The 26,358-nt window shown below is 63.4% G+C and carries 26 protein-coding genes; 11 read left to right on the top strand and 15 right to left on the bottom strand.

Annotated elements, in window-relative coordinates; all coding sequences use genetic code 11:
• Positions 1–24 precede the first annotated feature (24 nt).
• The 3 genes from AWT76_RS14855 to AWT76_RS14845 all read left to right on the top strand — a co-directional run bounded on the left by AWT76_RS14855 (position 25) and on the right by AWT76_RS14845 (position 1,836).
• Positions 25–531 (top strand): MarR family winged helix-turn-helix transcriptional regulator, encoded by a 507-nt coding sequence (locus AWT76_RS14855; protein ID WP_072247028.1) that lies wholly within the window; start codon positions 25–27, stop codon positions 529–531.
• The gene (locus AWT76_RS14850; protein WP_072247027.1) at positions 531–1,250 is read left to right on the top strand and encodes a response regulator; all 720 of its coding nucleotides are present in this window, start codon (positions 531–533) and stop codon (positions 1,248–1,250) included. The genes AWT76_RS14855 and AWT76_RS14850 overlap by 1 nt, the downstream gene beginning before the upstream one ends.
• Before the next feature lie 205 nt (positions 1,251–1,455).
• Positions 1,456–1,836: a hypothetical protein gene (locus AWT76_RS14845; RefSeq protein ID WP_141655977.1), complete on the top strand. Its 381-nt coding sequence runs from the start codon at positions 1,456–1,458 to the stop codon at positions 1,834–1,836.
• Between the two features lie 182 nt (positions 1,837–2,018).
• Here AWT76_RS14845 and purD read toward each other — a convergent pair whose 3' ends face one another.
• Positions 2,019–3,281 (bottom strand): phosphoribosylamine--glycine ligase, encoded by a 1,263-nt coding sequence (purD, locus tag AWT76_RS14840; RefSeq protein ID WP_072247025.1) that lies wholly within the window; start codon positions 3,279–3,281, stop codon positions 2,019–2,021.
• A 76-nt stretch (positions 3,282–3,357) separates the two neighbouring features.
• Between purD and xseA the strand changes: the two genes are divergently transcribed.
• On the top strand, positions 3,358–4,911 hold the full coding sequence (gene xseA, locus AWT76_RS14835; protein ID WP_072247024.1) for an exodeoxyribonuclease VII large subunit: 1,554 nt from the start codon (positions 3,358–3,360) through the stop codon (positions 4,909–4,911).
• Positions 4,912–4,914: 3 nt separating this feature from the next.
• On the opposite strand, the gene plsY is transcribed toward xseA, so the two are convergent.
• The 5 genes from plsY to AWT76_RS14810 are packed head-to-tail and all read right to left on the bottom strand — an operon-like array spanning position 4,915 to position 8,679.
• Positions 4,915–5,523 (bottom strand): glycerol-3-phosphate 1-O-acyltransferase PlsY, encoded by a 609-nt coding sequence (gene plsY / locus AWT76_RS14830; protein ID WP_072247752.1) that lies wholly within the window; start codon positions 5,521–5,523, stop codon positions 4,915–4,917.
• Positions 5,523–6,806 carry a dihydroorotase gene (gene pyrC / locus AWT76_RS14825; protein ID WP_407071419.1) on the bottom strand — a complete coding sequence of 428 codons (1,284 nt, stop codon included), beginning with the start codon at positions 6,804–6,806 and terminating at the stop codon, positions 5,523–5,525. Before pyrC ends, plsY begins: the two co-directional genes overlap by 1 nt.
• Before the next feature lie 9 nt (positions 6,807–6,815).
• Positions 6,816–7,247, bottom strand: coding sequence for a hypothetical protein (locus tag AWT76_RS14820; protein WP_072247022.1), 432 nt, complete (start codon positions 7,245–7,247; stop codon positions 6,816–6,818).
• Between the two features lie 3 nt (positions 7,248–7,250).
• Positions 7,251–7,718, bottom strand: coding sequence for a hypothetical protein (locus tag AWT76_RS14815; protein ID WP_082700232.1), 468 nt, complete (start codon positions 7,716–7,718; stop codon positions 7,251–7,253).
• Entirely contained in the window at positions 7,711–8,679 is a 969-nt protein-coding gene (locus tag AWT76_RS14810) for an aspartate carbamoyltransferase catalytic subunit (RefSeq protein WP_072247021.1), read from the bottom strand. Before AWT76_RS14810 ends, AWT76_RS14815 begins: the two co-directional genes overlap by 8 nt.
• 109 nt (positions 8,680–8,788) lie before the next feature.
• Here AWT76_RS14810 and AWT76_RS14805 point away from each other — a divergent pair, with 109 nt between their 5' ends.
• The 4 genes from AWT76_RS14805 to AWT76_RS14790 all read left to right on the top strand — a co-directional run bounded on the left by AWT76_RS14805 (position 8,789) and on the right by AWT76_RS14790 (position 15,102).
• Positions 8,789–9,580 (top strand): uracil-DNA glycosylase, encoded by a 792-nt coding sequence (locus AWT76_RS14805; RefSeq protein ID WP_072247750.1) that lies wholly within the window; start codon positions 8,789–8,791, stop codon positions 9,578–9,580.
• Positions 9,577–10,119: a molybdenum cofactor biosynthesis protein B gene (gene moaB, locus AWT76_RS14800; protein ID WP_072247020.1), complete on the top strand. Its 543-nt coding sequence runs from the start codon at positions 9,577–9,579 to the stop codon at positions 10,117–10,119. Before AWT76_RS14805 ends, moaB begins: the two co-directional genes overlap by 4 nt.
• A gap of 75 nt (positions 10,120–10,194) precedes the next feature.
• Complete coding sequence (locus tag AWT76_RS14795) at positions 10,195–11,670, top strand: efflux RND transporter periplasmic adaptor subunit (protein WP_072247019.1); 1,476 nt, start codon at positions 10,195–10,197, stop codon at positions 11,668–11,670.
• 3 nt (positions 11,671–11,673) lie between these two features.
• Positions 11,674–15,102, top strand: a complete 3,429-nt coding sequence (locus AWT76_RS14790) for an efflux RND transporter permease subunit (protein ID WP_072247018.1) — start codon at positions 11,674–11,676, stop codon at positions 15,100–15,102.
• On the opposite strand, the gene AWT76_RS14785 is transcribed toward AWT76_RS14790, so the two are convergent.
• Positions 15,078–15,899 carry a protein-disulfide reductase DsbD domain-containing protein gene (locus AWT76_RS14785; protein ID WP_072247017.1) on the bottom strand — a complete coding sequence of 274 codons (822 nt, stop codon included), beginning with the start codon at positions 15,897–15,899 and terminating at the stop codon, positions 15,078–15,080. The two genes, AWT76_RS14790 and AWT76_RS14785, sit on opposite strands and share 25 nt — an antisense overlap.
• 123 nt (positions 15,900–16,022) lie before the next feature.
• Here AWT76_RS14785 and AWT76_RS14780 point away from each other — a divergent pair, with 123 nt between their 5' ends.
• Together AWT76_RS14780 and AWT76_RS14775 are read left to right on the top strand one after the other, a co-directional pair.
• The gene (locus AWT76_RS14780) at positions 16,023–16,616 is read left to right on the top strand and encodes a YqgE/AlgH family protein (protein WP_072247016.1); all 594 of its coding nucleotides are present in this window, start codon (positions 16,023–16,025) and stop codon (positions 16,614–16,616) included.
• Positions 16,617–16,675: 59 nt separating this feature from the next.
• The gene (locus tag AWT76_RS14775) at positions 16,676–17,218 is read left to right on the top strand and encodes an NYN domain-containing protein (RefSeq protein WP_082700281.1); all 543 of its coding nucleotides are present in this window, start codon (positions 16,676–16,678) and stop codon (positions 17,216–17,218) included.
• Here AWT76_RS14775 and paaZ read toward each other — a convergent pair.
• The 8 genes from paaZ to AWT76_RS14735 form a co-directional block, all read right to left on the bottom strand.
• A complete protein-coding gene (paaZ, locus tag AWT76_RS14770) occupies positions 17,215–19,266 on the bottom strand; it encodes a phenylacetic acid degradation bifunctional protein PaaZ (RefSeq protein WP_072247015.1) in 2,052 nt (683 codons plus the stop codon). The two genes, AWT76_RS14775 and paaZ, sit on opposite strands and share 4 nt — an antisense overlap.
• Before the next feature lie 11 nt (positions 19,267–19,277).
• Positions 19,278–20,345 (bottom strand): 1,2-phenylacetyl-CoA epoxidase subunit PaaE, encoded by a 1,068-nt coding sequence (gene paaE, locus AWT76_RS14765; protein WP_072247014.1) that lies wholly within the window; start codon positions 20,343–20,345, stop codon positions 19,278–19,280.
• A gap of 10 nt (positions 20,346–20,355) precedes the next feature.
• The gene (paaD, locus tag AWT76_RS14760; RefSeq protein WP_072247013.1) at positions 20,356–20,862 is read right to left on the bottom strand and encodes a 1,2-phenylacetyl-CoA epoxidase subunit PaaD; all 507 of its coding nucleotides are present in this window, start codon (positions 20,860–20,862) and stop codon (positions 20,356–20,358) included.
• Positions 20,856–21,626 (bottom strand): 1,2-phenylacetyl-CoA epoxidase subunit PaaC, encoded by a 771-nt coding sequence (paaC, locus tag AWT76_RS14755; protein ID WP_072247012.1) that lies wholly within the window; start codon positions 21,624–21,626, stop codon positions 20,856–20,858. The genes paaD and paaC overlap by 7 nt, the downstream gene beginning before the upstream one ends.
• Positions 21,626–21,910: a 1,2-phenylacetyl-CoA epoxidase subunit PaaB gene (paaB, locus tag AWT76_RS14750; protein WP_072247011.1), complete on the bottom strand. Its 285-nt coding sequence runs from the start codon at positions 21,908–21,910 to the stop codon at positions 21,626–21,628. The genes paaC and paaB overlap by 1 nt, the downstream gene beginning before the upstream one ends.
• 72 nt (positions 21,911–21,982) lie before the next feature.
• Positions 21,983–22,960 carry a 1,2-phenylacetyl-CoA epoxidase subunit PaaA gene (paaA, locus tag AWT76_RS14745; protein WP_072247010.1) on the bottom strand — a complete coding sequence of 326 codons (978 nt, stop codon included), beginning with the start codon at positions 22,958–22,960 and terminating at the stop codon, positions 21,983–21,985.
• 15 nt (positions 22,961–22,975) lie between these two features.
• On the bottom strand, positions 22,976–24,181 hold the full coding sequence (gene pcaF / locus AWT76_RS14740; protein WP_072247009.1) for a 3-oxoadipyl-CoA thiolase: 1,206 nt from the start codon (positions 24,179–24,181) through the stop codon (positions 22,976–22,978).
• A gap of 97 nt (positions 24,182–24,278) precedes the next feature.
• Positions 24,279–25,124, bottom strand: a complete 846-nt coding sequence (locus tag AWT76_RS14735) for a PaaX family transcriptional regulator C-terminal domain-containing protein (protein WP_072247008.1) — start codon at positions 25,122–25,124, stop codon at positions 24,279–24,281.
• A 176-nt stretch (positions 25,125–25,300) separates the two neighbouring features.
• Here AWT76_RS14735 and AWT76_RS14730 point away from each other — a divergent pair, with 176 nt between their 5' ends.
• Positions 25,301–26,344: a TRAP transporter substrate-binding protein gene (locus tag AWT76_RS14730; protein WP_072247007.1), complete on the top strand. Its 1,044-nt coding sequence runs from the start codon at positions 25,301–25,303 to the stop codon at positions 26,342–26,344.
• Positions 26,345–26,358: the final 14 nt, after the last annotated feature.

Here is a 26,358-nt window from a genome sequence, read left to right as displayed (position 1 = left end):
AGCTGTCACAGCGAGAGGCAAAGCATGGTGCAAACCGGACCAAACCCAAGCAGTGGCGAGAATCTGCTTTTCCTGACGGATGAACAGTTGCGCAAGGGCATAGAGGCGATGTTCTTCGCCTATCGCGGGTTTACCGCCGACCCCGACCGCATTTTGGCGGAATACGGCTATGGGCGCGCGCATCATCGGGCGCTTCATTTCATCAACCGCAGCTATGGCACAACGGTCAATAACCTGCTGGCCACCTTGGGCGTGACCAAGCAATCGCTGAACCGGGTGCTGCGCGGGCTGATCGCAGACGGGCTGGTAGAGGCCCGCGTGGGCCGCACCGACCGGCGCGAGCGTAACCTGTTTCTGACCGATGCCGGACAAGAGCTGGAGCGAAAGCTGGCCGAAGTGCAGCGCGTGCGAATGCGTGCGGCCTATCGCGCGGCAGGGCCGCAAGCCGTGGCCGGGTTCCGCCAAGTGCTGGAAGCGATGATGGATGACGACATCCGCCACACCTACCAGTCGCTGAAGGACGGTCGCTGATGCCAGAGGATACCGCGCCGCACCTTTTGGTCGTAGATGACGATGCACGCATTCGGTCGCTGTTGCAGAAATATCTTATGCGCAACGGGTTCTGGGTAACGACGGCGCGCGACGCGGCCCATGCGCGGCGGGTTTTGTCCGGATTGGCGTTCGATCTGCTTGTGCTGGATGTGATGATGCCGGGCGAAGACGGCATGGCGCTGACCCGTGCGATCCGGCAGGGCAGCAGTGTGCCAATCTTGCTGCTGACCGCGCGCGGCGCGCCGGATGACCGCATCGATGGTCTGGAAGCGGGCGCGGATGACTACCTGCCAAAACCGTTCGAGCCGCGCGAATTGGTGCTGCGGATCAACGCGATATTGCGGCGTTCGCCCGGCGAGGTCACGGAACCTGCGCGCCCGCAGGTGCTGTTCATCGGCCCGTTGCGTTATGATCTGGACAAGGGCGTCTTGAAGCGCGGGGATGACCCGATCCGCCTGACCCAGACCGAAGCTGCGCTCATGCGCCTATTCGCGCAGAACCCCGGAGAAGTGCTGAGCCGCGAAGCGCTGGTCGATTATCTGGGGCGCGACCGCGCCGGGCATGGCGGCGAGGTCGGGCAGGAACGCGCGGTCGATGTGCAGATCACCCGTTTGCGCCGCAAGATAGAAAGCGACCCGAAATCACCGCGCCACCTGCAAACCGTGCGCGGCGCGGGATATATGTTGGTGGTGGAATAGGGGTCGGTCCTTGCCAGCGTGATTTGGTTCGGTCGGCAGCAGTTCGCATCCGGCGCGGCGCTTTCTTGGCTGGCGCACAAGGTTCGCTGTCGCGTTCTGAACTGGACAGGCTGGCAAAAACTGCGAAACTCGGATCAGAAATTTCTTGCTCTGAACGCTGCTTTGGGTCTCCTAACAAGGTTAGTATTTTAAGAAGGAGAACCATATGGAACGTAGAAGTTTATTGACCATCGCTGCGATTGCCTTGCCGGCAATGTTGATGATGGGGTGCGTGCAGACGACAGCCACAACCGAAACGACACAGGCGTCTGCACCACCCGCCTTTTCAGCCCTCGCGGGGTCCTATACCGGTCAATATATCCCTGATCGCGGCGCGCCCGAAGCGCTGGCCTTGGTTATGCGTCCAGATGGCACGTATACTTTTTCCGGCGCCTTTGACTCGGACGGCAAGCTGACACAGCGGGGCGACCAGATCCGTTATGCCAATGCACTGGGATCACGCGGCGTGGTGACTGTTGCCGGTGACACGCTTTCATGGCGCAATACATTCACCGGAGACTCGTACACAATAAGCGTAACACGCTAGAAAACCCCACGGTTTCCAGCAGGAAGGGATGTTCTGACGGGCTGAAATCGCCCGCAGAACATTCCGAATTCTTCACGCCGTGGGATAGTGTTATTTATCGGTCAGCCTATTGAAAACTAACCGCTCGTTTAAGGCGGGTGCATGCCTTTGAGCGTTTGAGTTTTCCGACACGAGTATTTATGTCAGAGCGCCCGCCAACCGATATCGCGACGATAGAACCCCTCGGGCCAGTCGATGCTGTTGACCATCGCATAGGCGCGCGCCTGCGCTTCGGCCAGCGTTTCCCCCCGCGCGGTCACATTCAGCACGCGCCCGCCATTGGCCAGCACGCGGCCCCCATCCGCACAGGTGCCTGCGTGGAAAACCATATGCGAGCTGTCCTCGGGGCAGTTTTCCAGCCCGCCGATAGCACTGCCCTTTGTATAGCTGCCCGGATAGCCTTGTGCGGCCATGACAACCGTCAAAGCGTGGTCATCGGCCCAATTGACGCGGGCTTGGTCCAGTCGCCCTTCGGCGCAGGCCAGCATCAGGTCCAGCGCCTGCGCGCCCAGCCGTATCATCAGAACCTGACATTCCGGGTCGCCAAAACGGGCATTGTATTCGACCAACCGCGCGCGCCCGTTTTCGATCATTAACCCGGCATACAGAACCCCCTGATAGGGCGTGCCGCGCCGCGCCATTTCGGCCATGGTGGGGCGGATGATGTCATCCAGCGCGGCTTGGGCAATCGCATCGGTCAGCACAGGGGCGGGGCTGTAGGCGCCCATCCCGCCGGTATTCGGGCCGGTATCGCCATCGCCCACGCGCTTGTGGTCTTGCGCGGTGCCAATGGGCAGACAGGTTTCGCCATCGACCAACACGAAGAAGCTGGCTTCCTCGCCCTGCATGAATTCCTCTATCACCACTTCGGCCCCGGCGCTGCCGAACTCGCCGCTGAACATTGTGTCGATCGCGGCCAAAGCTTCGTCCAGCGTCATGGCCACGATCACGCCTTTGCCTGCGGCCAGCCCATCGGCCTTGACCACGATGGGCGCGCCTTGCGCCTGCACATAGGCGCGGGCGGCATCCGCATCGGTGAAATGGGCATAGGCGGCGGTGGGCGCATTGACCGCAGCGCAGATTTCCTTGGTGAATGCCTTCGACGCTTCCAGCCGCGCCGCTGCGGCTGAAGGGCCGAAGGTGGTGATCCCGGCTTCGCGCAAACGGTCGGCCACGCCAGCGGCCAAAGGGGCTTCGGGGCCGATGACGACGAAATCAATCGCTTCTTCTTCGCAAAAGGCTAGAACGGCGGACCCGTCGCAAATGTCGATATCGGCGCAATCGGCAATCTGGTCCATGCCCGCATTGCCCGGCGCGCAGATCAGCCGGTCGCATTTGGGGTTTTGCAAGATCGCCCATGCCAGCGCATGTTCACGCCCGCCGCTGCCCAGAACCAGAATATTCATCGCGCGCCCTCTCTTGGCCTTTGCCTGCGCGCGTTCTAGGCTGTGCGCCAAGCGGTGACAAGCGAAGGCGCGCAGGATGGACCTGATAGACGAGCCACAGGGCGAGATGCCGGGCAACACGCCCGAATTTACCGTGTCTGACCTGTCTGGCGCGGTAAAACGCACGCTGGAAGGCGAATTCGGCCGTGTGCGCGTGCGGGGCGAAGTGGGGCGTGTGGTCATCGCGCGCACCGGCCATATGTATTTCGACCTGAAAGATGATCGCGCCGTGATCGCGGGCGTAAGCTGGAAGGGGCAGGTCGCGCGCATGACCGTCCGCCCGGAAGAGGGGATGGAGGTGATCGCCACAGGCCGCCTGACCACCTTTGCGCCGCAGTCAAAATACCAGTTGCAAGTAGAAAGCATTGAACCCGCAGGCGCAGGCGCGCTGATGGCGATGCTGGACGCGCGGCGCAAGGCATTGGCCGCCGAGGGGTTGTTCGACGCAGCCCGCAAGCGGCGGCTGCCCTATTTGCCGCGGGTGGTGGGGGTTGTGACCTCGCCCCAAGGGGCGGTGATCCGCGACATCCTGCACCGGCTGCGCGACCGCTTCGGCGTGCATGTGCTGGTCTGGCCTGTGGCGGTGCAGGGGCAGGCCTGCGCGCCGCAGGTGGCGCGCGCGATCGAAGGGTTCAACGCGCTGCCCAAGGGCGGCCCCATCCCGCGCCCCGATGTGCTGATCGTGGCGCGCGGCGGTGGGTCTATCGAAGATCTGTGGGGCTTCAACGAGGAAATCGTCGTGCGCGCGGCGGCGGCGAGTGAGATTCCGTTGATCTCTGCCGTGGGGCATGAAACCGACACCACGCTAATTGACCATGCGTCGGACCAGCGCGCGCCCACGCCCACGGCGGCGGCGGAAATCGCGGTGCCGGTTCATGCCGATCTGGTCGCCCACCTGTCGAACCTGAACGCGCGGCTTGTCCGGGGCGGTGCGCAAAGCGTGGCGCTGCGGCGCCAGCGCTTGCGCGACCTTGGGCGCGCGCTTCCCCGACCCGAAGCCTTGCTTGCGCCTGCCTTGCAGCGTTTTGACCAATGGGCCGAACGGGTGCCGGGTAGCCTGCGCGCGGCCTTGCAAAGCAAACGGCAAGACCTGCGCGGGACGGCGGCAGGGCTTCGGCCCACGGCACTTGTGGCGCAGATCGACCGCGGGCGCGACCGGCTGGTGGCACAGGCCACGCGGGCCGACCGCGCGCTGTTGGCCCGGCAGGACGGGTGCGCGGCACAGCTTGGCCGTGCGGCCCGGCTGCGCCCAGAGGTGCTGCTGACCCAGATCGCGGGTGGACGCGAGCGCTTGCACACCCAAGCCACCCGTGCCGACCGCGCGGCCACGGCCCGGCTGGAGGCTTTGGGCACGCGGCTGTCCTCGCTGGAACGTCTGCGCCAGTCGCTGGGCTATCCAGCGACCTTGCAGCGCGGCTACGCGGTGGTGCGGGAGGAGGGTGGCGGCGTTGTCACCTCTGCAACACGCGCCGGGCAAGCTGGAACGCTAAAGGTGGAATTCCGGGATGGCACGCTGGACGTAATGGCGGGCAAGCGGCCCAAACCGGTCAAAGCGTCCACGCTGAAGCCCGATCAAGGGTCCTTGTTCTGAGCGTTACCGCGCCTTTTTGAAGCGCGGTTCCGTCCGGTTCCAAAGCCGTTTGATATTGTCGCGGTGCTTGTAGAACACCAGCAGTTTGGCCACCACCAGCACGGCCACGATCGGCAGATAGCCCAAGAACCCGGCATAGATTGACGACATGCCGCAAGCCGTCAGCCCTGCGAGCGATGAGTAGCGACTGGCCTTGAAGGTTACAAGCCATGTGGCGCAAGTGGCCAACCCCACGGGCCAGGCCAGCGCCAGCGTGATGCCGATGAAAGTGGCAACACCCTTGCCGCCCTTGAACCCAAGATAAACCGGGTAAAGATGGCCGATAAAGGCCGCAAGGGCTGCAACCTGTGCGGCATCCGGCCCGATCAGCCAGCCGGCCAGCAACGCGGCGACGGCCCCTTTCGCGGCGTCCAGCACGAAGGTGGCAACGCCAGCGGCTTTGTTGCCGGTGCGCATAACATTGGTCGCGCCGATATTGCCCGAGCCGATGGCGCGCAAATCGCCAAGGCCCATGACCCGCGCGATGACCACGCCAAACGGGATGGACCCCAGCGCGTAAGCGGCCAGCCCGACAAGCCCCAGCAGCCAAAGTGGTGTCACCAGTTCGGGGATCATGCCGGCACCTCTGCGGCATCAAACACACAAGCGCCGCCCACATAGGTCGCCAGCACGCGCCCTTCCATCCGGGCACCGTCATAGGGCGTGTTCTTGGATTTCGACGCCAGAGTGAAGCGGTCCAGCACAAAGGGCGCATCCGGGTCGAACAGGACAAGGTCAGCGGGCGCACCAGCGGATAGCCTGCCACCGGCCAGACCCAGCCGCCGCGCCGGGTTCAGCGACAGCGCGCGCCAGATGGTGGGCAGGTCAAGCCCTTCGGAATGATACAGCCGCATCGCGGCGGGCAGCAGGGTTTCCAGACCCACCGCGCCGGACGCCGCCTCTTCAAATGGCAGGCGTTTGGATTCCTCGTCTTGCGGGGTGTGCATGGAGCAGATCACGTCAATCAACCCCTCGGCCACCGCTTGCACCATGGCGCGGCGGTCGTCCTCTGACCGCAGCGGCGGGGTGAATTTGAAAAAGCTGCGGTAGCTGCCGACATCCAGTTCGTTCAACGTCAGGTGGTGAATGGAAATGCCCGCCGTCACATCCAGCCCGTTCGCTTTCGCGCGGGTCAATGCAGGCAAGGTGCGTGCGGATGTGATCTGGTCGGCATGGTAGCGCACGCCGGTCATTTCCACCAAACCCATGTCGCGGTCGAACCCCATGCGTTCTGCCATGGGCGACACGGCTGGCAACCCGCGCAGCGACGCGAATTTGCCAGAGGTGGCGCAAGCGCCTTTCGACAGGCCGGGGTCTTGCGGGTGGCCGATGACCAGCGCGCCAAGCCCGCGCGCATAGGCCATGCAGCGCGACAGAACCTTGGTGTCGGTGCTGACGCGGTCGCCATCGGTGAAGGCCACGGCACCGGCATCCAGCAGAAAGCTGATTTCGGCCATTTCGCGCCCCGCGCGGTCGCGGGTCAGCGCGGCCATGGCGCGGATGTTTACCGGCGTGCGCGCGGTCGCGCGGCGGGTGATGTATTCCAGCACTTCGGGCGTGTCGATCGCGGGGTCAGTGTCGGGGCGCATGACGATGGTTGTCACGCCCCCGCGCGCGGCCGCCAGCCCGGCAGTGCGCAACGATTCCTTGTGCTGCGCGCCCGGTTCGCCCACCTGCACACCCATATCCACAATGCCGGGGGCAAGGCATTTGCCGCCGCAATCGACCGCTTGCGCGCCCTTGGGGCAGGGGCCGTCGCGTTCCATGATCGCACCGCCCTGCACCAGCAGCGCGCCAAGCGTGTCGGTCCCGGCCTCTGGGTCGATCAGCCTTGCATTGTGAAACCACAGCATCAGCAGTTTTCCTTATCTAGCAATCGTGTCGCGCAACAGGGCGGCCACGGCAGTGGGGTTGGCCAACATGTTGATCGCATAGCTTTGGCGGTCGGTGCGCAGGTTTAGCCCTGTCAGCCAGACGCGGATACGGCGAATGTCCGACAGCGCGACCTCTGTGTTCTGGTCCAGCACAAGGCGGCGGTCGGTCAGCCAGTAAACCGGCATGGGCCGCATCAGCCGTTGCGCGGCAATCGGGCCGAACAGAAAGCCCAGCGTCACCAGCGTGCCGATGGAAGAGCCTTCTTTCACATTGCCCTGCACGGTATCGAATACAAGAAAACCGGCGGTCAGCGCCATCAGCCCTAGGCTGGCCATTAGCGCTTCGAACAGGATCGCGATTTCACGGTCCTGCGGCACCCGTGCGACAAGCTGCTCTCCGGGGTGCAGGGTGATCTGCGTCACGGCTTACACTCCCTTGCGCTTGGAGCGTTTCAGGCGCGCGGCTTCTATATCCGCCACAACCTGATCGGCGCGGTCGATATGCTTTATCAGGTATTTGTCACCCGCCTTGGTGATAACCTGAATATCGCCCATCAGGCGGCGCACCTTGTCCAGTTCCAGCAGATAAACACTGCGCCCGCCCGGCCCGATCAGCCGCATATTGGTCAGCCGCCAGCGGAATTTCATCTGCTCGGTATACAGCCACGCGCCCCGCACAGCCAGCGCCAGCACCGCCCCCAGCGCGCCAATCGCGGCATAGGGCGACCCGATGGCCCAAAGCACCACGCCCGCGCCGACCATGCCCAGCACGCCCAGCACACCATGATCGCGCCAGTAGCGGCCTTTGTCCGACCGAATTTCGCGCAGCAGTTTCTCGCCCGGTTCCAGCGGAATGTCGTCGGTGTCGGGACGGGTTTCGATCTGCTCATTCATGGCCGATCCTCCGCAATCGGTCGCGTTCGCGGCGGCGGCGCAAGTTCTGCGCCAGCAGGTCCATCGCCGCCATGCGCACCGCGACGCCCATTTCCACCTGTTCCTGAATGACAGAACGGTTGATGTCATCGGCAATCGCGCCGTCAATTTCCACGCCCCGGTTCATCGGGCCGGGATGCATGACAATCGCGTCGGGCTTGGCATAGGCCAGCTTTTCCGCGTCCAACCCGTAGCGGTGGAAATACTCGCGCTCTGACGGCACGAAGCCCCCATCCATCCGCTCGCGTTGCAGGCGCAGCATCATCACCACATCGGCGCCTTCAAGCCCGGCTTTCATGTCGTCGAACACCTCGACGCCAAATTCCTCGACCCCTTTTGGCATCAGGGTGCCGGGGCCGACAAGGCGCACGCGGTTTTCCATCTTGCCCAGCAAGATCAGATTCGAACGCGCGACCCGGCTATGGGCAATGTCGCCGCAGATTGCCACGGTCAGCCGGTGCAGCCGCCCCTTGGCGCGGCGAATGGTCAGCGCATCCAGCAGCGCCTGCGTGGGGTGTTCATGCTTGCCGTCGCCCGCGTTCAGCACCGCGCAATTCACCTTTTGCGCCAGCAGGTCCACCGCGCCGGAATTGCCATGGCGCACCACCAGAAGGTCCGGGTGCATGGCGTTCAGCGTCAGCGCGGTGTCGATCAGCGTTTCGCCCTTTTTCAGGCTGGATTGCGCCATGGACATATTCATCACATCCGCACCCAGACGCTTGCCCGCCAATTCAAAGCTGGCTTGTGTGCGGGTCGAATTCTCGAAGAACATGTTGATCTGGGTCATGCCTTCTAGCGCGCGGCCATGCTTTTCGGCGCTGCGGTTCAGCGCGACATAGTCCTGCGCCAGATCAAGAATAGTCGTAATCTCGACCGGGTGCAGATGTTCAATGCCCAGAAGGTGATCTTGGGTAAATGTCATGGGCCACTCGCGCAATGGGACAGCGCCACGGGTATAGAAACCCAGCCCCCATGCGGCAAGGGTAAACCGCGTGCTTTCCCTTGGCGCGCGGGCGCGCTACCTGTTGCGCATGGAATCGGCATGGCAAGACGACTGGCATCTGGCGCGCGCCTATCTGGCGTGGCAGGCAGAGCTTGGCGCAACCGATGCGATTTGCGATGCGCCGGTTAACCGGTATGACCTGCCCGCCAAGCTGGAAAAGCCCAAACCTGCCCCGGTCGCGGCAGCCCCGCTGGCAGAGGCCCCGCAGCCAGACCCGGTGGCGGATGCGCAAACCATGGCGCAGGCAGCGCATGATCTGGATGCGCTGCAAGCCGCGATGGCCGCGTTCGAACATTGCGAGTTGAAGCGCGGGGCGCGCAACCTTGTGTTCAGCGATGGGATGCGCGGGGCGCGCGTGATGATCGTGGGCGAAGCGCCGGGCCGCGAAGAGGACCGTGTCGGAAAGCCCTTTGTGGGCGATGCGGGGCAGATGCTGGACCGCATGTTCGCCGCAATTGGCCAGCGCCGCGACCAGCCGGACCCGAAAAAGGCGCTTTATATCACCAATATCCTGCCATGGCGTCCGCCGCAGAACCGCGACCCCTCGACCGAAGAACGCGCGATGATGCGGCCTTTCGTGCTGCGCCATATCGAATTGGCGGACCCCGACATCCTGATCTTGATGGGCCGCATTTCCGCCAGCACTTTGCTGGAACGTGACGTGCGCATCACCAAAGAGCGGGGGGAGTGGACAAGCGTTCTGGGGCGTCCGACCATCCCGATGCTGCACCCTGCCTACCTGCTGCGCAACCCGGCGGCCAAACGCGACGCTTGGGCCGACCTTTTATCCCTGCAAGCCAAGCTGAGAGAACTGCCATGAGCCGCATCGACCCCGAAAAACCCTTCATGCCTGTGCGTTTCGCCGTGCTGACCGTGTCCGACACGCGGGCGCTGGCCGATGACAAATCGGGCGACGTGCTGGCCGGGCGCATTGACGCGGCGGGCCATCTGCTGGCCGCGCGCGACATTGTCCGCGATGAACGCGACCAGATTGCGGCCAAACTGCGCGACTGGTGCGCGGATGACGGGATTGATGCCATCCTGACCACCGGCGGCACCGGGCTGACGGGGCGGGACGTGACGGTCGAAGCCCACCGCGATGTCTATGAGAAGGAAATCGAGGCGTTTGGCACGGTGTTTACCATCGTTTCCATGCAGAAGATCGGCACATCGGCCATCCAGTCGCGCGCTTGTGCGGGCGTTGCGCAGGGAACTTACCTGTTCGCGCTGCCCGGATCGCCGGGGGCCTGCAAGGATGCTTGGGACGAAATTCTGTCCAAACAATTCGATTATCGCCACCGCCCCTGTAACTTTGTCGAGATATTTCCCCGTCTGGACGAACATTTGCGACGGAAATGACCGGCTGCGGCGTTATAGCAGGTTGAACCATCTGCGCGCGCGGCGCGTAAAGGGTGTAGCCAACTTGGAGTAGCCATGCGTTTTCTGACCCGTAGCCTTTTGGGCTTGTTCTTGGCCGCTGTGTCGGTTTCGGCCTTGGCCTATGCCGGGGCAACCTTGGTCGGCGCCATTCAAAGCCGGGCAGAGGACTCTGGCGGGCGCGGGGGCGAAGCGCGCGAACGGGTGTTCACCGTGCGCGCCGTGACGGTGTCACCGGGGCAGGTGCAGCCTGTCTTGTCCGCTTTCGGCGAAGTGCGCAGTCAACGCACGCTGGAATTGCGCGCGCCCGTTGGCGGGCGAATCATAGAACTGGGTGATGGCGTCGAGGACGGGGCAGAAGTGCAGGCCGGACAGATGCTGTTCCGCGTGGACCCGGCAGATGCCGAAGCCGAACTGGCCTTGGCCCAAAGCGATCTGGCCCGCGCTGATGCCGAGCTGCGAGAGGCCGAACGCGCCCTGACCCTTGCGGCAGAGGATGTCGCAGCCACCCAAGCACAGTTTGATCTGCGCGCGCGCGCGCTGGCGCGGCGCTTGGACCTGACCGAACGCGGCGTGACCACCGAAGCTGCGCTGGAAGAAGCAGAATTGGCTGTCGCCTCTGCCCGCCAATCTTTGGTGGGCCGCAAACAGGCGCAGGCCAGCGCCGAAGCGCGCGTCGATCAGGCGCGCACGGCCTTGGACCGCCAGAAGATTACTGTGTCAGAGGCCGAACGCCGTTTGGCCGACACGACCGTTCGCGCGGGTATTTCCGGCACCTTGGCCGATGTTTCACTGGTTGAAGGGCGGCTTGTGAACACCAGCGAACAACTTGCCCGAATTATCGACCCAGAGGCCTTGGAAGTGTCCGTGCGCGTGTCGACCGCGCAATACCTGCGCCTGATCGACGATGACGGGCGTTTGCGCGATGCTGACGCGCGGATCGCACTGGAAGTGGCAGGGTATGAAATAACATCGCCCGGTCGCTTGGTGCGCGCCTCTGCCACGGTGACCACCGGCCAAAGCGGGCGCGAGGTTTTCGTGGAACTGGCCAATCCGCGCGGCTTTCGCCCCGGCGATTTCGTGACGGTGCGCCTGTCCGAACCTGCGCTGGACGATGTCGCGCTGCTTCCGGCCAGCGCCATCACGGTCGGCGGAGAGGTGTTGGTGATTGACGACGACAACCGCCTGAGCGCCCGGCCCGCCACGGTTTTGCGCCGTCAAGGCGACGACGTGATCGTCGAGGCCAGCGCGCTTGCCGGGCTAGAGGTTGTCCGCGAGGTCGGCCCGATGCTGGGCGCGGGCATTCTGGTGCGCCCCTTGCGGCAAGACGCTGACGGGCAGTTGCAGCCAGACGAGCCGAACATGGTCACTCTGGACCCCGAACGCCGGGCGCGCCTGATTGCGCAGGTCGAAGGCAACACGCGGATGCCCGAACAGGTGCGCGCGCGGCTGATTACCCAGTTGTCGCAAGACAGCGTGCCCGCGCAAACACTGGAACGGCTGGAAAGCGGCGCTGCCCGCCGTGGGGGATAAACCATGAGCGCAGAGAAAACTTCCCATCGTCAGCGCCTGTCGGTTCGGGCGATCGGCATTTTCCGCTATTTTACCCGGCACAAGACCGCCGCCAACCTGCTGCTGGTTATCATGATCGTGCTGGGGCTGGCCGCGATTCCGCAGATGCGCGCGCAGTTCTTCCCCGATGTGGTGGTCGACAACATCCGTGTCGATATCCCGTGGCCCGGTGCCGGGGCCGAAGATATCGACCGCGCCGTGGTGGAACTTGTCAGCCCGGCTTTGCAAGCGGTCGAGGGCGTGACAGAGGTCAGCGCCGAATCGCGCGAAGGCCGTGCCAGTTTCACGCTGGAGTTTGAAACCGGCTGGGACATGTCGCGCGCGAATAATGACGTGCAGGATGCGATTGATGCAATCTCGAACCTGCCCGAAGATGTGGAAGACCCGCAAACACGCCGGTCCAACTGGTCGGATCGCGTAACGAATGTGGTGGTCAGCGGCCCTGTGGCCACCGAGCAGCTTGCCCGCTTTGCCGACGAATTCGCGGCCCGGCTGTATGACGCCGGGATTACCCGCACCACAGTGCGCGGCGTGGCCAGTGCCGAAGTGATGGTCGAGGTGCCCAGCCGCAACCTGATCGAACATGACGTGACGATGGCCGAAATCTCGCAGGCGATTGCCGAAACCGTCAGCACCGATCCGACCGGCGACGTGGCCTCTGGGGCCGCGCGGGTGCGCACCGGGGTTGAGCGCCGCTCTGCGACAGAAATCGCAGAGGTCGCCTTGCGCACGCGGCCCGACGGGTCCGTGCTGACCGTGGGCGATATTGCCCGCGTGGAAAAAAGCGATATCAGCCGCGACCGCGCCTTTTTCGTTGGCCCCGACCCCGCAATCACGCTGCGGGTGGACCGCTCGCAACAAGGTGACGCGATTGCCATTCAGGCGCAGGTCGCGGAAATCGCCGAGCAGATGAACCGCACCTTGCCCGAAGGCACCAGCATAGAACTGGTCTCTACCCGGGCAGAGTTCATCTCTGGCCGGATCAACCTGTTGGTCAGCAACGCGGTGATGGGTCTTGGTCTTGTCGTGGTGCTGTTGTTCCTGTTTTTGAACGCGCGCACCGCGTTCTGGGTGGCGGCAGGCATTCCCGCGGCCATGATGGCGGCGATTGCGGTCATGTATATGCTGGGCCTCAGCTTCAACATGATCTCGCTTTTCGCGCTTATCATCACGCTGGGGATTGTGGTGGATGACGCCATCGTGGTGGGCGAACACGCCGATTACCGCGCGCGCGAGCTGGGTGAAACCCCGGCGCAGGCAGCGGAAAACGCAGCAACCCGCATGGCGCAGCCGGTTTTTGCAGCCACCGTCACCACGGTTCTGGCCTTTGGCGCGCTTATTCTTGTGGGGGGGCGTTTCGGCACGCTGATTGCCGATATTCCGCTAACCGTGATCGCGGTGCTGCTGGCGTCCTTGGTCGAGTGTTTTCTGATCCTGCCCAACCATATGGCGCACTCCATCGCCGCAGGGTTGAAGGAAAGCTGGTATGACTGGCCGTCGCGGCAGGTCAACAAAGGCTTTCGGTGGATGCGCGAAAACGCCTTCCGCCCGCTGATGCAACTGGTCGTGCTGGCGCGCTACCCGGTGCTGGCCGGGTTGGTCGCGCTTTTGGCGGTGCAAGCGGCCCATCTGGTGCGGGGGGACTTGCCGTTTCGGTTCTTCAACCCGCCGGAACAGGGGTCGATTACCGGCAATATCGTCATGAATGACGGCGCGACCCGCGACGACACGATAGAGATGTTGCGCGAATTGCAGCGTGCGTCGGATGAACTGGCCGCGCAGATAGAGGACGAAAGCGGCATTAACCCGATCACCTTCGCCATGGTCGAAGTGGGTGGCAATGCAGGCCGTCCGCTGGCCAGTGCCGAAAACAAGGATGGTGACCTGCTGGGCGGTATCTCTATCGACCTTGTCGATGCCGATCTGCGCCCGATTACCAGCTTTGCCTTTGCATCACAGCTGCAAGACATGGTCACGCGCCATCCGCAGCTAGAGGAATTCAGCTTCCGCTCATGGGGCTCTGGCCCCGGTGGCGACGGGGTGTCGGTGGACCTGACGGGGGGCGACGCGGAAACGTTGAAAGCGGCGTCCGAAGCGCTGCGCGCCGCACTTGCGCCATACCCCGAGATTACCGGGCTTGATGACAATCTACCCTATGACAAGCCCGAATTGGTGCTGGAACTGACACCGCAGGGCCAGGCGCTGGGCTTTACGATAGACAGCCTTGCGCGCGAGTTGCGCAATCGGCTGACGGGAATAGAAGCCGCGACCTTCCCGGACGGTCTGCGCACGGGCCGTGTGCGCGTGGAACTGCCAGAGACCGAACGCGCCGCCGATTTTCTGGACAGTATGCAAATGCGCTCGCCCAGTGGCAATTATGTGCTGCTGGGGGACATTGTGTCGGTCACGGAACGGCAGGGTTTCAGCCGCGTTCTGCGTGAAAACGGGGCGCGTGTTGTGACCGTCTCGGGCGATCTGTCCGAAGATGACCCGGCCCGCGCGCGCGAAGTGACCTTGGCGCTGCAAAACCAGATCCTGCCCGCTCTGGAAGCCGATTTCGGGATTGCCACGCGGCTGTCGGGACAGGCCGAACAGGAACGCGAATTCCTGACCGATGCCGCTATCGGCTTGGGGCTGTGCCTGATCCTGATCTACCTGACACTGGCATGGGTCTTTTCCAGCTGGATGCGGCCTTTTGTGGTGATGGCGGTCATCCCCTTTGGCCTGATCGGGGTGATCTATGGGCATATGTCATGGGACATGGCCATGTCGATGTTCTCTATCGTGGGGATCATGGGCATGGCGGGGATCATCATCAACGATTCCATCGTGTTGGTGACGACGGTGGACCAATACGCCCGCGACCGTGGGCTGATTCCGTCCATCATCGACGCCGCTTGCGACCGCTTGCGCCCGGTTATCCTGACCACGCTGACGACAGTTCTGGGGTTGATGCCGCTCTTGTTCGAGGCATCGACCCAAGCGGCATTCCTGAAGCCGACCGTTATCACGCTGGTCTACGGGCTTGGCTTTGGCATGGTGATTGTGCTGCTGCTGGTGCCCGCGCTACTGGCCATCGGGCATGATGTGCGGCGGCTGTTCACCTCGCTGTCGCGCGCACTGACACAGCCGCAAGGCGGCATCGGCCAGTTTCCAAGGGTGGCGGCGCTGGGGGTCATGGGCTGGCTGGCGGTTACACTGGGCTGGACCATCTGGAGCGGTGCGCTGCCGAGTCTGCTGTCCGGGCTGTCCGGATGGGGCGACCCGCTGCGCACGGCCCTTGTTCTGGCCATTGGTGGGGCGGCTGGGCTGTTGGCGGTGGTCTGGGTGGCAGGCGCAGTTGCGGTCCTGCTGGCAGAGCGCCGCGCTCAGCGGGTCAGCGAACAGCCCTGATGTTCGAACGTGCCGTCTTGGGTGATAAGCGTCATCCGAATGGCGCTGCGGTCAATGGCGGCGACCTGTCCTTTGCGGGCGTGCAGCATGGCCTGCCCTGACAATTGCCCGCCCGCGCGGGTTGTGGGCATGGTTTGCACCCGCCATGCACTGTCCGGCATTTCCAGCAGGATGAATTCGTCACCGGGCTGCTGCGGGATGGTCCAACGCGCGGTCAGATGCATGCCCTTGCGCGCGGGTTGGAACTCGCAACTCAGGTCGGACAGACCGGCCGCGCGCGCGCTTGCAGGCTGACGCGCCAACGCTTGCCGAATGGCGCGATCCGGCCCGCCGCGCCCATCCAGCGCGACCGCGAAATCCATGTCTACCGGAATGCAGACATCATCACACACCCCGATGCTAAGCGCCATGCGCAGGCCAATGGGCTGGCCCCTGCGCGCCGGTGTCAGTTCCAGCGGCAAGACAAGCTCATCTGCGTATCCAATGCTCAGGTAGCCAGCTTTGGTAAACAGGCGCGGCGCGGGCCAATGCAGCCGTGCACCGGCCAAGTTGTCCGACCCTGACAAATCCAGACGCGGCGGAATGCCGCTTTCGCCGGGATGCCGCCAATAGGTGATCCAGTTCCGCGCCAGCCGCAGATGCAACGCGGCCATGATCGTGCCATCCTCGGTGCGCCAGCCCTGCCGAATTTCGCCCGCGACAATATCGGACGGGCGGAGCGTTTGCGCCGTGGCGGGGGCGGTCGCCCAAAGCGCGGCGCACAGGGCAAGGCCGGTTATGTTTCGCAAAGTAAGCATGAGATTGTCATCCCCGGTCTGGCGGCGGATTGAAAGTCACAAAATGGCGAGAGCGGCGTTTGCCGGCAACCGCGCGGCAACAGAGGCTTTGCAACTGCCGTTTTGCTGGGGCATCCTGTCCGCATGAGCCAAGCTGAAACCCTGAGGGGACATTTGCTGATTGCCATGCCGGGTATGCCCGACCCGCGTTTCGCGCATTCGGTTGTTTTCCTATGCGCGCATTCCGACGAAGGTGCGATGGGGTTGATCGTGAACAAGCCCTTGCCCGATCTGACTTTCGGGACGCTGCTGCAAACCTTGGATATTCCGGTGCAGGGCGCGTATAGCGGCTTGGGCGATCCGCCCGCGCAGGCCGATGACCCGGTCTATTTCGGCGGCCCTGTCGAAAGCTCTCGGGGGTTCGTGCTGCACACGCCCGATGTGTATGCCGCCGATCCCAGCCTTGGGGTGACAGATTTCGCCGCACTCAGCACATCTTTGGATATTCTGGCCCAGATCGCGCGCGGGCAGGGACCTGCCGAAGTGCGGCTGGCCTTGGGCTATGCCGGTTGGGGGCCGGGCCAGTTGGAAAGCGAATTGCGCGCTGGCGGCTGGCTGACATGCCGCGCCGATGCGGGGTTGCTTTATGGCATCGCCGCTGATCGGCTGTGGAATGCCGCGCTGGACCGTATCGGGGTGGATCCGCGATTGCTGTCTACGACGCCGGGCCGGGCATAAATTCGCCACGATTGTGCCCTAGCTTTGTGCAATCTCAGATTGAACAACTTCATGCCATTATGTCTTTGCCAGAAATTGTCAGCCTGATCTTGGCCTATTGGCCAGAGATCTTCTTTCTTGTTCTTTTGGTCCTGCTTGGCGCGGCGCTTCTGGCGCGCCGGGGGCGACACAAACCCACGCGCGCGGCCCGATTCATTCTTGTCGACGGGTCCAATGTTATGCATTGGCGCGACAATACCCCCAATATCGAACCCGTGCGCGAGGTGATCGCCAGTCTGAAGGCACAAGGCTATACCCCCGGTGTCGTGTTCGATGCCAATGTGGGCTACAAGCTGGAAGGGCGCTATCGCAACCACTACAAGCTGGCGAAACGTCTTGGCTTGCCGCACGAACAGGTCATGGTTGTGCCCAAGGGCGAACCCGCCTGCCCGATGATCCTGCGCGCGGCGCGCGATTATGGCGGGCGCGTGGTGTCGCAAGACCGCTTCCGCGATTGGGAAGGCGAGTTTCCCGAATTGCGCCGCCCCGATTTTCGGGTGCGCGGCGGCTATGATGGGGGCAGGCTGTGGCTGGACCTGCCAGCGGTGCAGCGCGCCGCTTAACCGGCCCAGTCCATCGCCACCATGGTCAGCACGTCATATTGCGCGACAAGACTTCCATCTTGCTTGGATACCTCGCAATCCCAGCGGACCTCTCCATAAGCGCCATCGGCGCGCGGGTTGATGGCCTTGCAGGTCAGCACCACGCCAAGCGTGTCGCCGGGGTAAACTGGCGTCAGGAACCGCAGGTTGTCGATGCCGTAATTGGCCAGAACCGGGCCGGGATCGGGCTGCACGAATAGCCCAGCCGCGAAAGACACGATCAGGTATCCATGCGCCACGCGGCCGTCAAAGAACGGGTTTGCGCGGGCGGCGTCCTCATCCATATGGGCGTAGAAGGTGTCGCCGGTGAAGGCGGCGAAATGTTCAATGTCGGCCAGCGTGATCTCGCGCCGCGCGGTCACAATCTGGTCGCCAAGCCGTAGCTCTGCCAAGGATTTGCGGAACGGGTGCGTGTCCGCGCGGGTCTCTGCCCCTTGCATCCATTCGCCCGTCACGGCGGTCAGCAGGCGCGGCGTGCCCTGCACGGCGCTGCGCTGCATGTAATGATGCAGGCCGCGCATGCCCCCCAATTCCTCGCCGCCGCCCGCACGCCCTGGCCCGCCATGCACCAGCATCGGCAAGGGCGAGCCGTGGCCGGTGGAGGATTTCGCGCTGTCGCGGTTGCCGATCATCACCCGACCGTGGAAAGGGGCAAGGCCCAGCACGATCTCTTCGGCGACCTCTGGCGCATTGGTGAACAGCGACGACACCAGCGAGCCTTTGCCAAGTGCGGCGATCTCCACCGCCTGCGCCGGGTCGTCATAGGGCAGCAGTGTGGCGACCGGACCGAAGGCTTCGACCTCGTGCACGGCCTTCGCGCCCAAGAGATCATCCGCATAAAGTAGAACCGGGTTCAGAAACGCCCCGCGCTCGGCATCGCCCGACGTGACGCGCACTGTGTCGGGGGTGCCCGCGATAATCTCTGCCCCCGCTTGCAGCCGCGCGATTGCCGCGCGTACATCATCGCGCTGCGCCAGACTTGCCAGCGCGCCCATCTGCGTGGAGGTGTCGCCGGGCAGGCCGACCACGACCTTCGCCATGCGCGCGGCCAGCGCGTCGCGCACCGCGCCCGCAGCCGCGCGCGGCACCAGCACCCGGCGAATGGCGGTGCATTTCTGCCCGGCTTTGGCGGTCGTCTCGCGCATCACCTCGCGGATGAACAGGTCAAATTCGGGGCTACCCGGCGCGGCATCCGGTCCCAGAATGCAGGCATTCAGACTGTCGGCCTCCATCGTGAAGCGGGTGGAATTGCCGATGATCGCAGGATGCGCTTTCAGCATCTGCCCCGTGGCCGCCGACCCGGTAAAGGTAACAACATCCTGCCCCGTCACATGGTCCAGCAGGTCGCCAATGCTGCCGCACACCAGTTGCAGCGTGCCCTCTGGGAGCAGCCCTGTGGCCAGAATGCGCCGCACCACCAATTCGGTCAGATACGCGGTTTGGCTGGCGGGCTTCACGATGGCAGGCATCCCGGCCAGCAGGTTCGGTGCCAGCTTTTCCAGCATTCCCCAGACCGGGAAATTGAACGCGTTGATATGCACCGCCACCCCGCGCAGGGGTGTCAGGATATGGCGGGCGGAAAAGCTGTGGTCCTGCGACAAACTTTCGACAGCCCCATCGGTCAGCACACGGGTATTGGGCAAGTCCCGCCGCGCTTTCGAGGCATAGTTCAGCAGCGTCCCGATGCCGCCGTCAATGTCGATCCAGCCATCCTTCGGCGTGGCCCCTGTGGCCAGCGACAGGGCGTGGAAATCGTCCTTCTGCTCCAGCAGTGCCAAACCGACCGCTTTCAGCATCAGCGCGCGCTCATGCACGGTCATCGCGCGCAAGCGGGCACCGGCGCGGCGGCCATGGTCCAGCGCCTCTGCCATGTCCAAGCCGGTCGCATCAATTTCCGCGACCACCGCGCCCGTCGCGGCATCCAAAAGCGGCTTATATGCCCCGCGCCCGTCGCGCCATGCGCCGCAGAGGTAGCTTTGCAGCCGCTTCGGTTGGCGTGCATCCAGCATGGCGGTTCCTTTCAGGTATCGTAGCTTATGACCAGCCGGTCACTGATCGGCGTGCATTGGCAGGTCAGCACATAGCCTGCGCGCACTTCGTAATCTTCCAGCGCGTGGTTCACGGCCATCTCTGCCGCGCCTTCCATCACCTTGGCGCGGCAGGTGGAACAGACCCCCGCCGTGCAGGAAAAGGGCGCGTCCAGTTTTGCGCCAAGTGCGGCCTCCAGCACGGTTGTGCCATCCATCGGCATGTCGATGCTGCGTGTTGTTCCGTCCAAGATGACCGACAGCGCGCAGGTCTTGCCCGTAGCATCGGACGCGGCCACCGCGCACTGCGCAGCGCGGCCCGGTTGCGCCGCGCCGAACAGCTCGTATTTGATCTGATCGTCCGTCAACCCGTGCCCGCGCAGCGATGCCGCGATGGTCTGCATCAGCGCCTCTGGCCCGCAGATGAAGGCGGAATGCACGCTTTTCAGATCAATCCATTGCGTGAACAGGCGTTCCAGCTTGGCCGTATCCAGCCGCCCGGTGAACAGGTCAATTTCTTGCGCATCCTGTCCCAGCACATGCAGCACCGACAGGCGGCTGAGATATTGGTCTTTCAGATCGTCCAACTCGCCCCGGAACATGATAGAGGCGATGCGCCGATTGGCATAAACCAGCGTGACACGGGATTTCGGTTCTCGCGCCAGCACGGTGCGGATGATGGACAGGATAGGCGTGATGCCCGACCCGGCGGCGAACATCAGGTAATGGCGCGCCGCATCGGGCGCGAGCGGCGTGTGAAACGTGCCTTGCGGCGGCATCGCGTCCAGCACATCGCCCGGTTTCAAATCCGTATTGGCCCAAGTGCTGAACGCGCCGCCCGCGACCCGCTTTATGCCCACGCGCAGCGCGCCATCATCCAGCCCCGCACAGATAGAATAGGAGCGTCGCACTTCCTGCCCGCCGAAATCGCGCCGAAAGGTCAGGTATTGGCCCTGAATGAACTGGAACGCGCCTGCATCCTCTGGCCGCAAGGTCACAACCACGCTGTCGCTTGTGTCACGGGCGACCTCTGTCACGGTCAGGGGGTGGAAACGGCTCATGCGTGGGCCCTCAGATACATTTGAAATAGTCGAACGGTTCCAGACAGTCGCGGCACTGATAGGCCGCCTTGCAGGGGGTGGATCCGTGTTGGCTGACCTTCTGCGTCTGCGCGGACCCGCAGCGCGGACAGGCCACGACCACACCCGCGCCGGTCAACCGCTTCACCCGCCCCGCCACCACGCCCGTGGCCCCGGTGCCGTCCACCGGCGGGGCAATCCCATAGGCGCGCAGCTTGTCGCGCGCGGCCTCTGTCAGCCAGTCGGTGGTCCATGGCGGTGACAAGCGCTGCTGCACCCGCACTTGTGCCACACCCTTCTCGCGCAAGGCGCGCTCAATCTCGAAATTGATGACCGCCGTCGCGGGGCAGCCCGAATAGGTCGGCGTAACGGTCACAATGACTGCGTCGCCTTCCAGCGTCACCTTGCGCACGATGCCCAAGTCGGTGACGGAAATCACCGGTATCTCGGGGTCCGGCACCTCTGCCAGCCACGCCCAGATTTGCGCAGCATCTACCATGTTGCGTCCGGGTAGGCGCGGGGCAGAAATTGCATGGTCGCCAGCATATGTCCCAGATGTTCCGAATGCTGGCCCTGCTTGCCGCCCTTCTGCATGAAGCTGCTGTCGGGAATGCCCAGCGTCGCTTCAGCCAGCACGTCGTGCACAAGCGCGTCCCAAGTGGCGCGCAAACCCGCCAGATCGGGCATGATCCCCGCCTCTGCCAGTGCCATATCGGTTGCGTCTGGGGTCACCATCTCGCCCGTGTAGGGCCAAAGCGTGTCCAGCGCGGCTTGCATCCGGTTGCGGCTTTCATCGGTCCCGTCGCCCAGCCGGATCACCAGATCGGCCGAGCGTTCCAGATGATAGGCCACCTCTTTGCCAGCCTTGGCGGCAATCTCTGCCACACGCGTGTCCCCCGATTGCGCCAGCCCCGCCAGCATTGGCTGGTGCCAGGCATCGAACAGGAATTGTCGCATCAGCGTGTGGCCAAAATCGCCATTCGGGCGCTCGACCAACAGCAAGTTCCGAAATTCCCAGACATCGCGATGAAAGGCCAGATCATCGGCGCTGCGCCCGCGCCCCTCAACCTTGCCCGCCAGACCCAGCCACATCTGCGTCTGACCGATCAGGTCCAGCGCGGTATTGGCCAGCGCGATATCTTCTTCCAACACCGGCGCATGGCCGCACCATTCCGACACCCGGTGCCCCAGCACCAACGTGCTGTCGCCCATGCGGCACAGCCCCTCGACCAAGGCCGCGTCCAGATCCACCACCGCGCCCATCACATATGCCCGATCTCGTCGGGGATGTCGAAAAAGCTGGGGTGGCGGTAGACCTTGTCCTGCGACGGCTCGAACATCGGGCCTTTCTCGGACGGGCTGGATGCCGTGATGGCCGAGGACGGCACCACCCAGATGCTCACCCCCTCATTGCGCCGCGTATACACATCGCGCGCGTGGCGCATGGCCAGTTCTGCGTCGGGCGCATGCAGGCTGCCAACATGGCGATGGTTCAGCCCGTGCTGGCCGCGAATGAAAATCTCCCACAAGGGCCATTCCGAAGACATCGCTTTACCCTTTCATCCTTGCAAAAATATCCTGGGGGTAGGCCGCAGGCCGTAGGGGGCAAAGCCCCCTGTTCATTCGGCGGCCACGGGTGCCGCGCGGCGTTTGGCGGCATGCGCCATCAACCCCTCGCGCACCCACGCGCCGTCATCCCATGCCTTTTGCCGCGCGGCCAAACGCTCGGCGTTGCAGGGGCCATTGCCTTTCAGCACCTCGAAGAACTCGGACCAATCGGGTTCGCTGAAATCATAACCACCCTTGGCGTCGTTCCAGCGCAGGTCAGGGTCGGGCACGGTCAGGCCCAGATATTCGGCCTGCGGCACGGTTTGATCGACGAATTTCTGCCGCAGTTCGTCATTGGTGTTCATTTTAATCTTCCACGCCATGCTTTGCGCGGAATGCACGCTGTCCTTGTCCGAAGGGCCGAACATCATCAGGCTGGGATACCAAAAGCGGTTCAGCGCATCTTGCGCCATGCGGCGTTGCGCCTTGGTGCCGGTTACCATTTTGCGCATGATGTCAAAGCCTTGGCGCTGGTGAAAACTTTCTTCCTTGCAGATGCGGATCATGGCGCGGCTATATGGGCCAAAGCTGGTGCGTTGCAGCGGCACCTGATTCATGATCGCTGCGCCATCGACCAGCCAGCCCACTGCGCCGATATCGGCCCACGTCAGCGTCGGGTAGTTGAAGATCGATGAATACTTCATCTTTCCCGCCAGCAGCGCCTCGGTCAGTTCATCGCGCGACACGCCCAGCGTTTCGGCGGCGCAATACAGGTATAGCCCGTGGCCTGCTTCATCCTGCACCTTGGCCAGCAGGATCGCCTTGCGTTCCAGCGTGGGTGCGCGGGTGATCCAGTTGCCCTCGGGCAGTTGTCCGACAATCTCGGAATGCGCGTGCTGGCCGATCTGGCGGATCAGCGTCTTGCGGTAACCTTCGGGCATCCAGTCTTTCGGTTCGATCTTTTCGCCCGCGTCAATCCGCGCTTGGAACGCGGCCAGCTTTTCGGGGTCGTCCTGCGTCGCTTCGGATGTCACCATCTGTGCATACATCGCGGCTCTCCTCTCTCAGACACGTTCCAATATCAGCGCCACGCCTTGGCCCACGCCCACGCACATGGTGCACAGCGCATAGCGCCCTTGGCGGTGTTGCAATTCCCATGTGGCCGTGGCCACCATACGCGCGCCGGATGCGCCCAGCGGGTGGCCCATGGCGATTGCGCCGCCATTAGGGTTCACATGCGGCGCATCATCGGGCAGGCCTAATTCACGCGTGACGGCGAGGGCTTGGGCGGCAAACGCCTCGTTCAACTCAACCACATCCATGTCGGCCATGGTCAGCCCCGCCAGTGCCAGCACCTTGCGCACTGCTGGAACGGGGCCAATGCCCATCACGCGCGGGGCGACACCGGCGGCGGCGCAGGCAACCACGCGGGCACGCGGGGTCAGGCCATTGGCGTTTGCCGCCACCTCTGACGCCAATAGCAGCCCTGCCGCACCGTCATTCACGCCGCTGGCATTGCCCGCCGTGACGCTTAGGTCAGGCCCGTTGATCCCGCGCAGCTTGGCCAGTGCGTCGGCGCTTGTGTCGGGGCGGGGGTGTTCGTCGCGGTCGATGACCAGCGCGGTTCCTTTGCGCTGTGGCACCTCGACCGGGCACAGCTCATCCACAAAGCGCCCCGCCTTCTGTGCCGCGGCCCAACGTGCTTGTGAGCGTAGCGCAAACGCATCTTGGTCCGCGCGCGACACGTTCCACTCGGCGGCCACGTGATCGGCGGTTTCCGGCATGGAATGTGTGCCATGCGCCGCGTCCATCTTGGGGTTTACGAAGCGCCAGCCGATGGTGGTGTCATAGACCGCAGTCGTGCGCGCAAATGCGGCCTCGGTTTTGGGCATGACAAAGGGCGCGCGGCTCATGGATTCGACGCCGCCTGCCAGCATCAGCGCACAATCGCCTGCGCGAATGGCACGCGCGGCCATGCCCACCGCATCAAGGCCCGACGCGCATAGTCGGTTGACGGTAATGCCCGGCACATCGACCGGCAGGTCAGCCAGCAGGGCCGCCATGCGGGCCACGTTGCGGTTATCTTCGCCCGCTTGGTTGGCGCAGCCAAGGATCACGTCATCCACCGCGGCCCAATCCACCTGCGGGTTGCGCGCGACCAGCGCCCGCAGTGAGATTGCCGCCAGATCATCGGCGCGCACGGATGACAAGGCGCCGCCATAGCGCCCAATGGGCGTGCGTTGCGCGTCGCAGATGAAAGCCTGTGTCATCCAGCCCCTCCCAAGGCGGTATGCAACCGTTACTGCCAGTCTATCCGAAACGTGTCACAAAATGAAGAAAAATAATGCGCATTTTGTGCCGCTTTTGTCAGGCGGACGTGGACAGCGCTGCGCGACGCTCTGCAAATGCACGCTGTCTTTGATCTAGGGCTATGGAATCCATAGATAAAATATCGGCCTCTAGGGGTTCTGCGACAGCCGTTAGTGCAAGATAGCTGCGCCCGAAGGCAGCCCGCGCGGTGGGTTCGGGGTATCCCTCTGGCAGCAGATTGGCGGGCAACCGGGGCGCGTTCAGTGCGATTCGGCGCCAAGCATGGGTCAGAACCAGCCGGGCTTGCAGCGCGGTTTTCGGGGTTAGCTTGGGCAGGCCGGCAATCGCCTGCTCCAATGTGCAAAAAGCGCGGTATTCCTGTGCCAATTCCTCTAGCGGATAAGCATGTGCCAGCATTGCCGCCAAGTCGGCGCGCGCGCCATCGGCATGGGCGGTAAAGGCAAGCGCGCCTTCGGGCACGGCCCCGCGCGCCGGGCCAAAGGCCAGTTGCGGTGAAAGTGCGGCCATCCCCAACTTTTGCAACGCATCGGGGCTATGGCCTGCGGGGAAGAACAGGAACCGCCACGGGCGTTCTTGCGGGGCTGTATAGATGACCTGCGCCGCATGGTCGAATTCGGCGCGCGCACCGGGTGACAGGGCGTAGAAGCTGCGCCGCCCCTTGCGTGTGCCGACCAATTGCCCCGATGTGACCAGCCGCGAGACAGAGGTCCGCACAAGGGTTTCGCTGATGCGCAGATCGGCACAAAGTTCGATCAGATGACCGATCCACATCTGGCCATCGCCGGGCAGGACGACATCGCCAAAGACTGTCACGATGAAGGCGCCCGACCGCAGTGGGCAAAGCGACAGGATCGTATCGAAGCTGTGCGATTGCGTGTTCATGACAGCCCTCAATTTAATCTTTGGACAGAGTGCCGTCCCATGGCAGGCTGCGCAAGGGAGAGGGTGGCGTCGGCGTAAAATCAACCGATCGGTCGAAAAAACACTGGCGTGAAAGCCAGTCTTGTGCTTTCAAATTGATAGTTGCTAATGCAACTTTATCCATGGGAGGAGAAAACATGACCTATCGCAGAACCCTGCTGGGGCTGATGGGCGGTGCCGTGGTCGGGGCCATAACGCTTGGTGCGGCCCCCGCAAGCGCGCAGGATGTCACGCTTCGACTGCATCATTTCCTGTCGGCGCAGGCCAATGTGCCGATGCATATTCTGGACGTCTGGGCGGATAATGTCGAAGCCGCCAGCGATGGCCGGATCAAGATCGACCGCTTCCCCAGCATGCAATTGGGCGGCACGCCGGGCGAGTTGTATGACCAGGCTGCGTCCGGCACGGCCGATGTGATCTGGACGGTGGTTGGCCTGACACCGGGCCGCTTTCCCAGCACCGAGGTGTTCGAGTTGCCGTTCATGGTCAGCGATGCCCGCGCGGCAAGCTATGCCTATTGGAAGATGTATGAAGAATCGATGCAGGACGAGTTTTCCGATGTTAAGATGATCGGAACTTGGGTGCATGGCCCCGGCGTGATCCATTCTGCCGACCCGGTTGAAACCCCTACCGATCTGGAAGGCATGAAGCTGCGCGGCCCGTCGCGCTTGACCGTGCAATTGCTGGAAACGCTGGGGGCAACGCCGGTCGGTATGCCGATTGCGCAATCGCCCGAAGCGCTGTCCAAAGGGGTAATCGACGGGGCCGTCATGCCGTGGGAAGTGGCACCTTCGTTGCGCATACCGGAACTGGTGGAAAACCACACAGAGTTCGACGGAAATATGCTGTATACCGTGACCTTCGTGCTGGCCATGAACAAGGCGCGCTATGACGGGTTGCCGGATGACCTGAAAGCTGTCATCGATGCGAATTCCGGCTTAGAGTTTTCAGTCTTTGCCGGCGGCACGCAGCAGGATTATGATGCCCCGGGCCGCGAGATGGCAGATGAAATGGGCAATAACATCATAACCATTTCGGATGACCAACTGTCCGAATGGGTTGATCTGTCCACCCCGATCTATGAGCGTTGGGTTTCCGATATGGCAGAGCGCGGTAAGGACGGTCAGGCGCTGATCGACCGTGCGCGCGAATTGATGGCCGAATACGACGCCACGAATTGATCTTGGCACAAAAG

The sequence above is a fragment of the Roseibaca calidilacus genome, assembly GCF_001517585.1.
Classification (GTDB): Bacteria; Pseudomonadota; Alphaproteobacteria; order Rhodobacterales; family Rhodobacteraceae; genus Roseinatronobacter; species Roseinatronobacter calidilacus.
This window is presented reverse-complemented; position numbering and strand designations above follow the sequence as displayed.